Below are 15,292 nucleotides of genomic sequence, written 5' to 3' on the forward strand. Positions count from 1 at the left end.
AAAAGGATGCTCCATAGAGCATCCTCCCTATTTGTTACTACTTTTTCCTGTTTGCGAGATCTTGTTCAGCAATTTTAATCATCCGCTTTACCATCTCGCCACCCACGGATCCATTCTCACGTGCGGTTGTATCGGCTCCGAGATCGACATTGTATTCATTAGCGATCTCATACTTTAAGGCATCGACAGCATTTTCCGCACTTGGCACTTCTAATTGATTACGATTATTATTGGCCATTTGAAAAACACTCCTAATGGGAAAGTAGTAGAACAAGTTTTCACCTGTTCCTTTTTACTATGCGTGGTTACACTAAAAATACACCTGTTAAAAAATCACAGGAAAAGCTATCGAAATAAATTTAACTTACCAATCCTTTTTGCTGCTTCTTCTAATCTCTTTTCACTTGCCAATAAACCTACTCGGATATATCCTTCCCCAGCTTCACCAAACCCATTTCCTGGTGCAACAGCTACATGTGCTTCTTGTAATAAGCATTCAGCAAATGTTTCCGAAGTATACCCCTCAGGAACTGGCAGCCATGCGAAAAACGTTCCTTGTGGTGGTTCTACCCTCCAGCCTATTGCGTGCAAGCTATTGATTAAAGCATTTCTACGTCTTTCATATGTTTCCACGAGGTGGGTTACATCACGTTGATCACTAAGCAAAGCCTTTTGTGCTGCTTGTTGGATAGCCCCAAATAAACTGACATATAAATGATCCTGAATCAAATTCAGACTTTCTATTACCGATGCATTTCCCACTGCAAATCCCACGCGCCAGCCTGCCATATTATACGTTTTTGATAAGGTATACATTTCGACACCAATATCTTTCGCACCGGCTGATTGCAAAAAGCTTTGTGGCTTTTTACCATCATAGCCAATCGCACCATAAGCGAAATCATGAACAACACACAGACGATGCTTCTTTGCCATTTTTACCGTGTCGTCAAAAAAGGTTTGTGAAGCCATAGCTGAAGTTGGGTTATTCGGATAATTTAAAAACATAAGCTTTGCTTGGTTTTTTATATCATCAGGAATAGCCAGATAATCTGGCAAAAAGTTATTTTCTTTCTTTAATGGCATCATCGATGTTCGAGCATTGGCTAAGGCAATCCCAGAAAGGTAGTCAGGGTAGCCTGGATCGGGCAACAAGGCCAAATCACCAGGATTAAGTAAACATTGACTGATTTCTACGAGACCCGTCTTCGCTCCAAATAAAACAGCAACTTCAGATGCAGGGTCAATATCCACATCATACGTTTGTTTATAGAAATCAGCGATCGCCTGTTTTAAAAATGGTTGTCCTCTAAAAGGAGAATATTTGTGATGATCGGGATTTTCTGCTGCCACCTTTAATTCTTCTACAATATAATTAGGTGTAGGCAAATCCGGATTTCCTTGTCCTAAGTTAATTACATCATGTCCCTCGTCGGTTAGCTTGTTCACTTTCTGTACAAGCTGTGCAAAAAATTGCTGTGGTAATCGGTTTAAACTATCTGAAAAAGCAAATTGCTGCACAACAATCATCCCCCATATCACATATTAATTATCAATAGTAGCTATTATCAAACAATTTGTAAAGTTCCTAATTAGGTAGTTTGACAGCAGAATAGACCAGTGCGATAATATTTTACAATTGGAAAATTACGGATCCATGAGCTGGAATACATTCAGTCATTTGAAGATAAACAGTGTAGTAGGCGCGGTTACTTCTTTGTTTTTCAACACCTAAAGAAGAGAGAGGGGAACACCGTTGGAAGAATTTCTTACGATACTTAAAGATATTATTTTACCGATATTTATTATTATGGGTATTGGCTTCTTCATGCAGAAAAAGTTTCATCTAAATTTACAAACCCTAGCCAAACTAAATATTTACTTTTTAGTCCCTGGATTTATCTTTGTTAAACTGTATAGTACACATTTCTCTGGCCAATTGCTCTTGCATATCGTTGCTTTTTTTATTGTTTATGTGCTCATTCTTTTCGTTATTGGCAGTTTAACTGGAAAATTACTCGGATTTGATAAAGGTAAATCGACCACTTTCTCAAATAGTGTGATGTTCTTTAATTCAGGAAACTATGGAGTACCAGTGAACGACTTGGTATTTAAGAGTGACCCACTCGCAATGTCAATTCAAGTAATTGTGCTTACATTACAGAATATTTTCTTGTTTTCTTACGGGATCTTTTCTCTACAATCCGTGAATATTGGGAAGATGCAAGCATTGCTGGGATATTTTAAAATGCCAGTTCTGTATGCGATGTTGGCAGGCGTTATCCTTAATATTACGCACGTGCCATTGCCTTCTTTTGTTTGGGTGCCTGCTAATTATATTGCTGATGCAATGATTGCGATTGCATTAATCACATTAGGTGCTCAAGTGGCACAACTGCGCTTAAGTGCAGGTTTATCATCGGTTTATTTTAGTTTAATCATACGTTTGATTATCGGACCAATTATCGCACTCGGAATCATTTACTTATTCCAAATGGAGGGCATTGCCGCACAAGCATTGTTTATCGCATCTGCTATGCCAACATCAGTAAATAGTTCCGTAATCGCGCAAGAATATAATAATTATCCAACATTTGCAGCACAAATTGTCCTCTTCTCTACATTGTTCAGTACCATTACTGTTACTGCCGTCATCTACTTATCACGTATACTGTTTGGGTAAAGTAAATGAACCATTCGCGGGGACCACGGGTGGTTCATTTCGCAAGGGTATCGCATAGAGCTATCACCTTATGTTTGGCCTTGTGGCAAGTATTTTGTGAAATAAGCAGACAATACAAGTAAAAATATTGAAACAGCCCAGCTAATAATGCCCATAACATCAAACCAATAAGCAAGATAATTAACAAAGGCAGATACTAACAAGCACATCGGCGTAAATGCCGTCTTTATCCCTGTTACGCCCGCTTTCTTACGTTTCCTTATAATAACGATAGTTGCAATTATTATTACAAAAGGAATGATATTCCATAATAAATGAACTGCCATTTTTTCTCCTCCCTTATCTAGAGAAACAACTTCCCATAGTAGAACCAACGCACCATCTTTACCAATTATTTCTAAGATCCTGAAGAAACTCAAGCCTTTTTTACAAAGAGTTTAACTTCTTAGAAAGTTAAATCGTCCTATTCACCAAATAGTCATTTCTTTTTTAGGAACATAGTTGTGTAATGCTTCACAATTTAGTAATCTTAAATCGAAAAAAAATAGCTAGGAGGAGATCAAATGAAAAAACTAATCACTATATTTGTAGCAACAACTATTTTCCTATACATGGCACCCCCCGTTTTTGCACATACGCATTTGGCAAGCTCCAATCCAGAAGCAGAGGCTACGGTTACAGAACCAATGAAAGAGATGACATTATCTTTTGACACCGTTATTGAACAAACGGCTACATTAGAATTAGAAAACAGCAATGGAACATTGACCCAGGTTGACAATATTAGCATTAATGATGATGGAGAATTACATGCTGTGTTTGATCAAGCTTTAGAAAATGGAGAGTATACAGCAAGATGGGAGATTATTGGAGTAGATGGCCATCCAATGGAGGATTCGATTACATTTACTGTAGATGTAGAGGAATCTGTTGAAGAGGATACGGCTAATGAAGAAACAGCCCCTACAGAAGAAGACGCAGCAGAAACAGATGAAGATAATACAGTTTCACCTGCCAATGAAACTGAAAGCAACCAAGCAGAACAAGATAATTCAAACGTGATATTAATTGCTATTCTTGTTGTTGCAATCATTGCAATCATTGTAATAGTACGATTGAAAAGGAAAAAATAAGACATGTTCTTTCTAACCATCATAAGTGAAACACTGCTTTACCTTTGTTTTTCCCTTTTAATAGGGGCATATATATTTGCGATTATACCAACTAATCGCAAGCCAGCCATTTATATTTCTTCAACCATTAAACTTCTGGCTGTTTTGGGAATTACGATTTTATCATTTATCCCATTGATTCAAATTATCACCCATTTGTCACAGGCATATGGCTTTGGCTCAGCCGCACAGACAGTTCTATTATCATTTAAAATAGGTAACGCTTGGCTTTTTACGTTCATCCTTAGTATTGTTCTTGGATTTTATATTACCTTAACCGATGATAATCAAGATAAAAAGACAGCTTGGGGAGGTCTTGCGCTTGTTGTGTTCCTTGCAATTGGTGTTGCATGGAGCAGCCATGCAGGTTCGGTCGAAGGTATATATGGTGTGTTTATTCATGCTATGCACTTTATCGCTGTTATTATTTGGGTAGGCTGCTTACTGCTTGTAAGCTGGTTCGCCAAGGATCTTCACAATTGGAATCGTTTTTTAACATGGTTTCACCCAACAGCTATCGCCTGCTTTCTGTTCATTATGATAAGTGGCTTGTTGTTAATGAATGCCATAATTAATTTCCAACAGTATACTGATTCCTATTTGGTATCCTATGGTCAAAGTTTACTAATCAAGCATCTATTTATCTTACCACTATTTATTTACGCTTTTATCAATGGCTATTGGATGAAGAAAAAACTAACAACAGATTCTACATTTAACCCGAAGCCGTGGGTACGTGCAGAATTTCTCATAATTTTATTAATCTTTATCGTTACTGGCGTAATGAATGAACAATCACCCCCATTCCAGATCGAGAACTTAATCCAAAGTAGCGGATATGCTCCGATTTTAGAAATGTTTTACCATGGACCAATTGATGGTAATCAGGTAACACTCATGTGGAATAGTTCCACTATTTTCTTCGCTGTCATCGCACTATGTCTTACTATCAGCATGTATGTGTTCAAGACAAAAATGTCAGCAACATTGTCATTTATGCTCGCCTTATGTTTGGTACTAACGACGTATATTACGTTTATTCAAAGTATTATTATCATCTAATATTCGGCTGTCGGGCAATAGGATTCGACAGCCGAAAGTTCTCTAATGACGAGCCTTAGCTCATAGTAAATCCGTCATAATATTTAGCTGCAACATCATGACATATTTGTGTGTACGCTTCAAATCCACCAAGATAAATTAAAAAAGATCGTGGCTTTCCCGGAATATTAGCTCCTGTGTACCAAGAATCGGTTTTAGGGAACAATGTTTTATCGGCTATTTCTCTTGAATGCTTGCTCCACATTTTTTCCGCTGAAGGATTTGCTTCCACCGTTGTTTTCCCATGCTTTTGCATATATTCTAAGCAACCAGCGATCCACTCCACATGCTGTTCAATTGCTGTCGGCATATTCACTAAGACAGATGGGCTTTCTGGTCCAGTAATCATGAAGAAATTTGGGAAATCAGCTGTTGCCAATCCTAAGTAGGTACGTACCTGGCCTCCATCTTCCCATTTTTCCTTTAAGGCAACCCCTTTTCTTCCACGAATATCGATTTTAAATAAGGATCCAGTCATCCCATCAAATCCTGTCGCAAAAACAATTACATCAAGTGGGAAATCAGAACTGGTTGTACGAATTCCTTTAGATGTAATTTCAGCAATTGGATCTTCATTAACATCCGCAAGGGTTACGTTATCTCGATTAAACGTCTGGTAATAATGGTCATCTAAGTTCGGTCGCTTCGTTCCATAATAATGGTCTGGCTGTAGTTTCTTAGCTGTCTCAGGGTCTTCCACAATCTGTTCGATCTTTTGTCGAATGAAGGATGCCGCTGTTTCGTTGGAAGCCTCATTACTTGTTAAATCCTTATAAACCAACGGAAACGAGAAACCTCCCTCTTGCCAAGCCTCTTCATAGACCCGTTGCCTTTCTTCTGGGTCATCCTCTAATGCCGAATGTCTACTGACTTTTGTTAGTACGCCATTGATTGATTCTGGTAATTCTCGCTTAATTTGATGATAGTTCGCTTTTGCTTCCTTAATTATTTCTGGATCTAATGGATGATTTTTCGCTGGGACTGTATATTGTGGGGTACGTTGAAACACAGTTAAATGATCTGCTTCTTTAGCAATAACCGGGATCGCCTGTATGCCACTGGATCCAGTTCCAATTACACCAACACGTTTGCCCGTAAAATCTACGTTTTCATGCGGCCAATTTCCTGTATGATACCATGCTCCCTTAAAGTGTTCTAATCCTTTAAAGTTTGGAACATTCTTCGTTGATAAACAGCCTGCACCTGAGATGAAAAAGGTTGTTGTCACATGGGAGTCATCGTCTGTATAAATATGCCAAAGCTGCTGCTCCTCATTATAATGAGCTGCTGTTACCCTTGTATTAAACTGAATACCTTTTCGTAAATTGAACTTATCTGCTACATAGTTTAAATAGTGAAGTATCTCTTCCTGCTGTGGAAACCGGTCTGTCCACGTCCATTCTTTATACAACTCTTTAGAGAAGGTGTAGTTATAATACATGCTTTCCGAATCACAGCGCGCACCTGGATATCGATTCCAATACCAAACACCCCCAACATCAGCACCTGCTTCATACACTTGTGTGCGATACCCTGCTTTACGTAAGCGATGAAGTATATATAACCCTGAAAATCCTGCACCAATGACAATCGCATCAAAGTCAGGGGTTAAGTGATCTCGTTGTTTATCTTTCATGATTTTCCACCTCACATTCATAATAAATTTATATTTCATGCACTGTCATATTGATATACCCGAAATAAGCTAATTTTATCCTTCTTGCATTTTATCTCTTTCACTTCACAGATCATGCATTAGGGAAAACAAGCTAACTCCTTAATCCTACGCTTTCATCAGCAGTTAAGATATTCGAGTTGAGAAGGTGTTTTATGTGGCGATTCTTTTGAAAAAAAAGGGGCCCCTTCCACTTACCTTCTATTTTCTTTCAATAAATCCCCTACAGACTGTCTAAAAATCACTCGACCGCTCACTTTATTTATTACAACTAGAATGATTTACTTTGCTACTTATTAAAATGTCTAACTTTTGGCGAATATCCAAGGTTTGCACAAGGGGACTCGTGCTTTCGAACAGGGAGTGGGCTGTACTCTTGGAGGCAAGAAAAAAAAGCTTGTAGAAAAACAAGGATTTTCTCTACAAGCTTAGAAATGCTAATCTCTGTTATGCCCACCACATCTGAGCAGGGGCCTCTTTGATATTTACATCTTTTAAATTCTTTACAGCTGCTTGGAATCCTTCATCAACCGACATGATTGGATCTTCATGTTCAATGCTAATAACATAATCATAGCCATACGTACGTAGCGCACTCACAATATCCGACCATTCTTTTTCACTATGCCCATAGCCGACAGAGCGGAACGTCCAAGCGCGACTTTGCACGCTGCTATATGGCTGCATATCTGTTAGACCGTACATGTTTACATTTTCTTGATCAATGTACGTATCTTTTGCATGGAAGTGGTGAATGGCGTTTTGTTTACCAAGAATTTTGATCGCCGCAACTGGATCAATCCCTTGCCACCATAAATGACTTGGGTCTAAGTTAGCACCAATTGCATCGTTCGTTGCTTCACGTAATTTCAACATCGTATATGGTGTATGGACGAGGAATCCTGCATGTAATTCCAAGCCTATCTTTATCCCATGATCTTTTGCAAACTGGCCCTGTTCCTTCCAATAAGGAATTAACTTGTTCTCCCACTGCCAATCAAGGATGTCTGAATATTCAGTGGGCCATGGGGTAACCGGCCAGTTCGGGTATTTAGATTGCTCGTTGGAACCAGGTGTACCAGAAAATGTATTAACGACTGGTACATTCATTAATTCTGCTAATTTCACCGTTTTAACAAACGCCTCATGAGAAGATTCAGCATGTGCTTGGTTTGGTGAAACTGGGTTGTCATGGCAACTAAATGCACTAATCGTCAACCCCCGCGAATGGATTTTATCTAAATATATTTTCCGCTTCTCTTCACTAGCTAATAATTCATCGACGTTACAATGAGCTGTACCTGGGTTTCCGCCCGTGCCAATTTCCACCGCATCTAATCCAGACGCTTGCACATAATCGAGCATATCCTCAAAAGATTTTTCTCCGAATAAAACAGTAAATACGCCTAATTTCATCTTTTACTCCACCTTTCTATACATATGACCAATCAGAAACAGGCCGATGAGGCTGCTGCCCTCTTCCCCTATAAACACTATTACTTCAGCTTCACACTGCTACCCGTGTCACTGCTTTGATAAATGGCATCAATGATTTTGGTAACTTTTAAGGCTTGTTCTGGCTTCACGACTAATTCGTCTTGACCCAAGCAGCTATCTACAAAGTTCTCAGCCTGAATATAGCCAGCGTTTGTTTCATTATGCTCTACTTTTGCATCGCTGCGCATAAAAGTACCAAGCTTTGGTTGATACAATTCAAACGGATAGAGACTCAACCCACCATCGACACCGGAAATACTCAAATGTCTCGTATCTTCCTTAATGTTGGCTGCCCAAGAGCATTCCATTTGCATGGAAATCCCGTTGTCAAACGTAATATAGCTAGTTACATGATCATCCACTTCGAACGTTGCATGATCGAATGTGCCCCAATCATTGATTTGGTTTGGCAGCTTGCTTAGCCGATTGTACGTTGTTCCCAACACTTCCACCGGTTCAGGATCGCCTAACAGCCAAATCGCTAAATCTAGAAGGTGACAACCATAGTCAATCAAGCTGCCTCCACCTTGTAATTCTTTATTAGTAAAGACCCCCCAGCCGGGAACTTTTCTTCTGCGTAACGCCTGCACTCGAGTTACAAGCGGCTCACCAATTTCCTGATGCAGAACAGCTTGTTTTGCAAGCTTTGCATTATCGGTATGTCGATAATGGTAAGCAATTGCCAACTGCTTGCCAGATTGCTTCGCTGCCGATATCATACTCTCACATTCTTCCGTCGTCATCGCCATTGGCTTTTCACATAAGACATGAACACCAGCTTCTAATGCTGCTACTGTAATTTCTGCATGGAATTTATTTGGTGTACAAATTACCACCGCATTTACATGCTCAAATAAATCATGATATTGAACAAATGTACGTGGGATGTCATATTTTGCAGCTACTTCTTTGGCGCGATCTTGATTCACATCCTGCACTGCTATGATTTCCACTCGATCTTCTAACGCTTGGAAAGCTGGAATATGCCTGCTCTGAGCAATCCCACCGACTCCAATTATTCCTACTTTTAATTTATCCATAACAAACCTTCCTATATTTTTGTTATTGTCTTCGTTTGACTTGATTCCAACGCGGCTAAAATGACTTGCAGTGATTTCAATCCTTCTTCCCCATTAACCAATGGTTCGATATCGTTTAAAATTGAGTCGACAAAATGGTCAATCACATGCGTCGTTGTTTGGCCATCTTCCTCATTAGACTGAATACCACCTAGATCAATATTTGTCACGTTCCCATCTGCATGGTGGACAATAAACGAATAAGTTGAATCATCTTCTAAACGCAAAATGCCTTTTTCACCATAAATTCTTGTTGCATTATCTTCTTTAGATACATACGCCCAACTTGCTGCTAAAGTACCGATAATTCCGCTTTCTGTTTTTAACATACAAACAGCATTATCATCGACATCTGTGTCCGTTTTTGCATTTGTTTCAACAAACGCAGCTACTTCACTAATTTCTTCACCAAGAAGAAAGCGAATTAAGTCAGCCTTATGTACACCGAGATCTCCCATGGATCCAATAAAAGCCTCATCTTTTTTAAAGAACCAGCTATTTTTGCCATCAATACTCCAGCCTTCTGGCCCACCATGACCAAATGCCGTCCGAAAGCTGTAGATTTTCCCTAACTCCCCGTTTGCAATCATTTCTCTTGCTTTTTGATGGGACGGGACAAACCGCTGATTATGACCAATCATTAGTTTTTTACCACGCTTCTTAGTAGCAGTGATCATCGCTTCAGCTTCTTGAATGCTTGTAGCCATTGGTTTCTCACATAAGACATGACAGCCTGCTTCTAATGCTGCAATGGATACAGGAGCATGTAAATAATTAGGTAAGCAAACACTGACCGCATCCAGTTCCTCTTTGGCTAACATGGCTTGATAATCCGTATAAGCTTTTACCTGATAACGTTGTGCAGTCTCGTTCACTCTTTCTTCTACCTTATCACAAACAGCCACAATATCTACTTTTGAGTTAGCTTGATATTCTAATAAATGCCGATGTTTAGCAATACTTCCACAGCCAATTATCGCTACGCGTAGTGATGCCATGTGATCTACTCCTTCTCTGCTATTTTCTCTAAAGGCTGTTTGTTACCATAGGTTGGCTTGATACTTTTCGAACTCGCCGCCCATTTTACTCCACTTGTAATAATCCGTTGAATTTCATTATTATGATACGTAGGATATGTCTCGTGACCTGGACGGAAATAAAAAATCTTTCCTTGCCCGCGCTTAAAGGTAGCACCACTTCGGAATACTTCTCCACCTTCAAACCAACTAACAAAGATCAACTCGTCTGGAACAGGGATGTCGAAATGTTCGCCATACATTTCTTCTTTCTCGAGCTCGACATATTCTCCTATTCCTGCTGTAATTGGGTGACTCGGATCAACTACCCATAAGCGTTCTTTATCATCCGCTTCCCGCCATTTCAAATCACATGTTGTACCCATTAATTTCTTAAATACTTTGGAAAAATGACCTGAATGAAGAACTACTAATCCCATTCCTTCAAGAACACGTACTTTTACCTTCTCTGCAATCGTATCCTCTACTTCATGATGCGCCTTATGCCCCCACCAAACAAGGACATCTGTTTCCTCTAATACCTCATCGGTTAAGCCATGTTCTGGTTCATCTAATGTTGCTGTTTGTGTATCTAAGCCCGCCTCTACTAAAAATTGGGAAAGCGTATCGTGAATCCCCTTTGGATAAATTTCTTCAACTTTCGGGTTTTCTTTTTCATGACGAAATTCGTTCCAGATGGTTACTTTCATGTGTATATCCCCTTCGTCTGTAAATTTTATTTGATATCACTTACTTCTATTCGCTTTCCCTCCTGATGGGAGTGACGCGCTGCCTGATTAATCATTGTTAATTGCATCATATCTTGAGCAGTAATAAAAGTTGGTTCATCTGTTTGTATAGCGTTTACCCACTGCTCCATTGGAGTTGCTACTACTGGAAGCTGCTCATCAATTTCTATCCACTGGTTGTCGCCATAATGGATACTCTTTAAGCGAATACGACCTTCTTCAGCTAGTAGAACACCTTCTGTACCATACAGTTCCAATTGGAAAGGACTACTATATGATAAAAAGCCAGTTTCCACAACGCCTAATGCTCCAGAAGCGTATTCTATGGTTACTACTGCTGCATCATCAACATCCTTACTAACTTGGGGCTGCATTCTTGCATAAACTGCCTTCGGATCTTTGGCTAAGCGGTTTGTTAAATAAATTGGATGTGCACCAAGATCAATTAGTGCTCCACCACCAGTTTGCGCTTTATTAAAGAAACGCTTTGGCAGCCAGCCTGCTTCTTTTCCAGCTGGAGCAACTGCTCCATTATGCGCTAGCCGGCAGCGAATCATCGATAAATCCCCTAGCCATCCTTCGTTTAGCGCATGATCTGCCTGCAGAAATTCTTTCTCCGTAAGCCTTGGTAGCGATAGCATTAATTTGATACCAGCGTCTTCTGCCTGTTTAATAATCTCCTGACAATCTTCTATGGTGAAAGCCAATACTTTCTCGCTAAAAATATGTTTTTGATACTGACAAGCTTTTAACATGACTTTCTTATGCTGATCTGTAGGTGTGGTAATAATGACAGCGTCTATATCCGGACTTGAACAAACCTGATCAATATCTGCTTCAAAAGCAACATCTAATTCGTTCGCCCATCGCCTTCCACGATCGGGGTCTTCATCCCAAACCATTTCCACTTGTAAATCTGGATGTGCGATTGCTTCCCTTGCATAGTCGTCAGCATGAACATGCCATCTACTTAATAATGCTACTCGAATCATTCTTATTGCCACCCTTTTTTTGTTTAGTCAAAATAAACTGCTTTCCCCGTTTTTGCAGATTGATAGATCGCTTCTAAAATTTGGGTCACTACGAGAGCCTGTTGAGGCTGGACAACTGTTTCTTTGTCTTCGATTATGGACTCAATCCACAGTCGCGCTTCTAGATCAGCGTCAGATTCTGTTTCCCCATCATAAAAGGCAACACCACCCGCTCCTAAATCTACATTCGTCGTGTAAAGCTTTCCAAATTCTTCTCCATTCATGCGCAAACCATCTTTCATATCAGCTCCGCCTTCAGATCCACTTAGGGAGCATTTTGCCTCGTCTACGTCTAAGGAGTTTAATGCCCAGCTAGATTCCAAGATTATGGTAGCACCGTTTTTCATTGTGATAAATCCAAACGCGGAATCTTCTACATTGAAAGCCTTTGGATCCCATGAACCCCAAGGATTTGCTGCATTCTCTTTCTTTCCTAATTGATGATGCGTAGCCCCCATAACCACTTTCGGCTCATAGTTATTCATCATCCATAATGTTAAGTCAAGTGCATGTGTTCCAATATCAATTAATGGACCGCCGCCTTGCTTCTCCTCATCTAAAAACACTCCCCATGTAGGGACAGCACGCCGTCGAATCGCATGAGCTTTTGCAAAATAAATCTCTCCTAAGTCGCCGCGATCACAAACTTGTTTTAAATATCGACTATCTGGTCGAAAACGATTATTGTAACCAATCGTTAATTTTTTGTTTGATTGATTGGCCGCCTCGAGCATTGCCTTGGCTTCTTCTGCTGTTTTTGCCATTGGTTTTTCGCACATGACATGCTTATCTGCTTGCAGCGCAGCAATACTAATTTCTGCATGAGAAATATTTGGTGTAAGAACATGGACGACATCAATCGCTGAATCTTTCAACAAATCTTGATAGTTTTGATACACGCTTGAACCTTCCACTCCATATTCTTTCGCTGCCTGTTCGGCCTTTTCCTTCTTCACATCACAGAAAGCAACGAGCTCTACCTGCTGTAGTTTTGATAAACTCGGCAAATGCTTTCCAAAGGCAATGCCACCACAACCAATAATTCCTACTTGAACTTTCTCTGTCATATACTCCACCATCCTCTAAAGTTTAATTTTATTAAATCCGAACTCCTATTCTTTCACAGAGCCAGATGTCAAACCAGAAACGATTCTTCGTTGGAAAATCAGTACTAAAATGACAATTGGAATCGTCACAATTACTGTTGCAGCAGAAATATCCCCCCATGGAACAGAGAATTCACTCTGGTACATTGAAATCCCAACCGGTACTGTTCTCCACGAATCCTCACTATTAATCGTTAATGCGAAAAGATACTCATTCCAAGCAGCAATAAATACAAGAATCCCTGTAGTAAAAATGCCTGGTGTTGCCAGCGGGAAGATAATCTTACGAAATGTTTGGAACGGACTAGCCCCATCCAATTTCGCTGACTCCTCCAATTCATAAGGAATCTTTTGGAAAAATGTAGATAGAATCCAAATTGCAAGTGGAAGACTGATTGTAATATAAGGAATTATTAAACCTAAGTAGCTATTACGTAAACCTAAACCTGTAACAAGATTAAACATTGGCGATATGATCGCAATCTGCGGGAACATTGACGCAGCTAAGACAATTCCTAAAATCAGGCCTTTCCCCTTAATTGGCAGCCTTGTTACCGCATAAGCAGTAAACGAAGCAAAAACAAGTGCTAATAACGTTGTCAGGATCGATACGACAAAACTATTGAGCATATATCGTAACAATGGTCGATTTGTTAAAGCAGCCTCATAGGAGGATAGTGATGGATTACTTGTAAACCATTTAAACGAAGAAAAGATTTCATTTACTGGTTTAATCGATGTCAAGAATACCCAGATGAATGGGAACATGACGAGAAATACAAAGATAATCAAGAAAATATAAAAACCAATTTTTCCACGTTTGTTCATGCTACTCCCCTCCTCATTTTGTTCGACCTGCAAATAAATCGGAACCGATCAATTTCACATAGATGAAACTGATTAATGCTACACATAAGAACACGATAACCGACAACACAGATCCTTCTCCAAAATTTTGTTGAGCAAATAAGGTTTTATACGCGTACACCGAAATGGATTCCGTTGCATTCGCTGGTCCACCACCAGTTAATACATAAATCAAATCAAATACACGGAATGCATCCAGCGTTCTAAATAGTAAAGCTACTAGAATAGAAGATTTTAACAATGGCAAGGTGATCTTCCAAAATTGTTGCCACTTATTCGCCCCGTCTACGCCGGAAGCTTCATAGAGTGAACTCGGAATCGTCTGTAAGCCTGCTAGTATCAATAAAGCCATATATGGTGTTGTTTTCCAGACATCGGCTAAGATAATGGAGAACATTCCTCCATTAGACGTTGATAATAACCAGGATTCTCCTGGAATTAGATTTAGAGATGCTAAATAATGAGCTACGATACCAGACTGCCCATCATAGAGAAAACCCCACATCATGGCAGCCACAGCAGTTGGGATTGCCCAAGGAATTAATACTGAAGCACGAATGAGGCCTCTACCTTTAAACGCTCGATTAATAAGTAACGCGATACAAACACCAAGCACTAGCTCCAATGCAACTGTTACAACAGTAAAGAACGTTGTATTCCACAAGGATTTCCACATGCGTGTGTCCTGTAGATATTTTCCATAGTTTTTTAATCCAATGAAGTTCGATTTTAAGATGGTTTCTCCAGTCGCCCCCAGTAAATCCGCAGATTGGTTAATATTTTCACTGACTGTTTCATCTGAGACAGAGGAGGCTAAGCCTGTTAATTTATCTTGATAACTCATTAAAGCATCACGATATTCGTCTGCGAATCCATTATCAATCTTCTGGTATTTCAAATCGGAATCCGTGACCGGCTGATAGTTCATAATTAATTCATCGACTTTTTCCACTTTCTGCTTGGTTTCTTCATCTTCTACTAATTCTTGATGATACCCATTTATCTTTTCCTTTATGTCGGTAATAGTTGCTGCTGCTTCCCCTTCTACAGATGAAGCTAAATCCTCTAATTGACTATTAATATAAAAATGATTATCTACGTATCTCTCTAAATCAATATTGGCACTTAACATTAGTTCAGACCGGTTCGGATCATTTAATCGATAATCAAATAAACTATTCCAGAACGACTGCGCCACTGGCCAAAGCACAACAACAAAAACAAGAATTAATGAAGGCAGAACCATTGCATAACCAAGTTGTTTCTCATTCAATTGAAAGCTGCGTTTTTTCCTCTTCATGGTAACCCTCCTTCTC

Annotated in this window: 15 protein-coding genes; 3 read left to right on the top strand and 12 right to left on the bottom strand. The window is 39.6% G+C overall.

Annotation, left to right across the window (positions count from 1 at the left end):
- Window positions 1–37: 37 nt before the first annotated feature.
- Together JKP73_RS03865 and JKP73_RS03870 are read right to left on the bottom strand one after the other, a co-directional pair.
- Window positions 38–238 (bottom strand): alpha/beta-type small acid-soluble spore protein, encoded by a 201-nt coding sequence (locus tag JKP73_RS03865; protein WP_021289639.1) that lies wholly within the window; start codon window positions 236–238, stop codon window positions 38–40.
- Between the two features lie 107 nt (window positions 239–345).
- A complete protein-coding gene (locus tag JKP73_RS03870) occupies window positions 346–1,521 on the bottom strand; it encodes a pyridoxal phosphate-dependent aminotransferase (protein ID WP_021289640.1) in 1,176 nt (391 codons plus the stop codon).
- 235 nt (window positions 1,522–1,756) lie between these two features.
- Here JKP73_RS03870 and JKP73_RS03875 point away from each other — a divergent pair, with 235 nt between their 5' ends.
- Entirely contained in the window at window positions 1,757–2,683 is a 927-nt protein-coding gene (locus tag JKP73_RS03875; RefSeq protein WP_021289641.1) for an AEC family transporter, read from the top strand.
- Window positions 2,684–2,751: 68 nt separating this feature from the next.
- Here JKP73_RS03875 and JKP73_RS03880 read toward each other — a convergent pair whose 3' ends face one another.
- Entirely contained in the window at window positions 2,752–3,009 is a 258-nt protein-coding gene (locus tag JKP73_RS03880; RefSeq protein ID WP_021289642.1) for a hypothetical protein, read from the bottom strand.
- A 237-nt stretch (window positions 3,010–3,246) separates the two neighbouring features.
- Between JKP73_RS03880 and JKP73_RS03885 the strand changes: the two genes are divergently transcribed.
- Both JKP73_RS03885 and JKP73_RS03890 read left to right on the top strand, forming a co-directional pair.
- Window positions 3,247–3,816, top strand: a complete 570-nt coding sequence (locus JKP73_RS03885; protein ID WP_021289643.1) for a copper resistance CopC family protein — start codon at window positions 3,247–3,249, stop codon at window positions 3,814–3,816.
- Window positions 3,817–3,819: 3 nt separating this feature from the next.
- Window positions 3,820–4,917, top strand: a complete 1,098-nt coding sequence (locus tag JKP73_RS03890) for a CopD family protein (RefSeq protein WP_021289644.1) — start codon at window positions 3,820–3,822, stop codon at window positions 4,915–4,917.
- 55 nt (window positions 4,918–4,972) lie between these two features.
- Here JKP73_RS03890 and JKP73_RS03895 read toward each other — a convergent pair whose 3' ends face one another.
- The 9 genes from JKP73_RS03895 to JKP73_RS03935 form a co-directional block, all read right to left on the bottom strand.
- Window positions 4,973–6,592, bottom strand: coding sequence for a flavin-containing monooxygenase (locus JKP73_RS03895; protein WP_160806773.1), 1,620 nt, complete (start codon window positions 6,590–6,592; stop codon window positions 4,973–4,975).
- A 486-nt stretch (window positions 6,593–7,078) separates the two neighbouring features.
- Window positions 7,079–8,047 carry a sugar phosphate isomerase/epimerase family protein gene (locus tag JKP73_RS03900; protein ID WP_160806774.1) on the bottom strand — a complete coding sequence of 323 codons (969 nt, stop codon included), beginning with the start codon at window positions 8,045–8,047 and terminating at the stop codon, window positions 7,079–7,081.
- Between the two features lie 80 nt (window positions 8,048–8,127).
- Window positions 8,128–9,168, bottom strand: a complete 1,041-nt coding sequence (locus JKP73_RS03905) for a Gfo/Idh/MocA family protein (protein WP_160806775.1) — start codon at window positions 9,166–9,168, stop codon at window positions 8,128–8,130.
- An 11-nt stretch (window positions 9,169–9,179) separates the two neighbouring features.
- Entirely contained in the window at window positions 9,180–10,205 is a 1,026-nt protein-coding gene (locus tag JKP73_RS03910) for a Gfo/Idh/MocA family protein (RefSeq protein WP_160806776.1), read from the bottom strand.
- 5 nt (window positions 10,206–10,210) lie between these two features.
- On the bottom strand, window positions 10,211–10,933 hold the full coding sequence (locus JKP73_RS03915) for a ThuA domain-containing protein (protein ID WP_160806777.1): 723 nt from the start codon (window positions 10,931–10,933) through the stop codon (window positions 10,211–10,213).
- A 26-nt stretch (window positions 10,934–10,959) separates the two neighbouring features.
- Entirely contained in the window at window positions 10,960–11,964 is a 1,005-nt protein-coding gene (locus JKP73_RS03920; protein ID WP_021289650.1) for a Gfo/Idh/MocA family protein, read from the bottom strand.
- 23 nt (window positions 11,965–11,987) lie between these two features.
- Window positions 11,988–13,070 (bottom strand): Gfo/Idh/MocA family protein, encoded by a 1,083-nt coding sequence (locus tag JKP73_RS03925; protein WP_021289651.1) that lies wholly within the window; start codon window positions 13,068–13,070, stop codon window positions 11,988–11,990.
- Window positions 13,071–13,115: 45 nt separating this feature from the next.
- Complete coding sequence (locus JKP73_RS03930; RefSeq protein ID WP_021289652.1) at window positions 13,116–13,937, bottom strand: carbohydrate ABC transporter permease; 822 nt, start codon at window positions 13,935–13,937, stop codon at window positions 13,116–13,118.
- Window positions 13,938–13,950: 13 nt separating this feature from the next.
- Complete coding sequence (locus JKP73_RS03935) at window positions 13,951–15,276, bottom strand: carbohydrate ABC transporter permease (RefSeq protein WP_021289653.1); 1,326 nt, start codon at window positions 15,274–15,276, stop codon at window positions 13,951–13,953.
- Window positions 15,277–15,292 lie beyond the last annotated feature (16 nt).

Origin of the sequence: Virgibacillus salexigens (genome assembly GCF_014905415.1) — a bacterium.
Classification (GTDB): Bacteria; Bacillota; Bacilli; order Bacillales; family Amphibacillaceae; genus Virgibacillus; species Virgibacillus salexigens.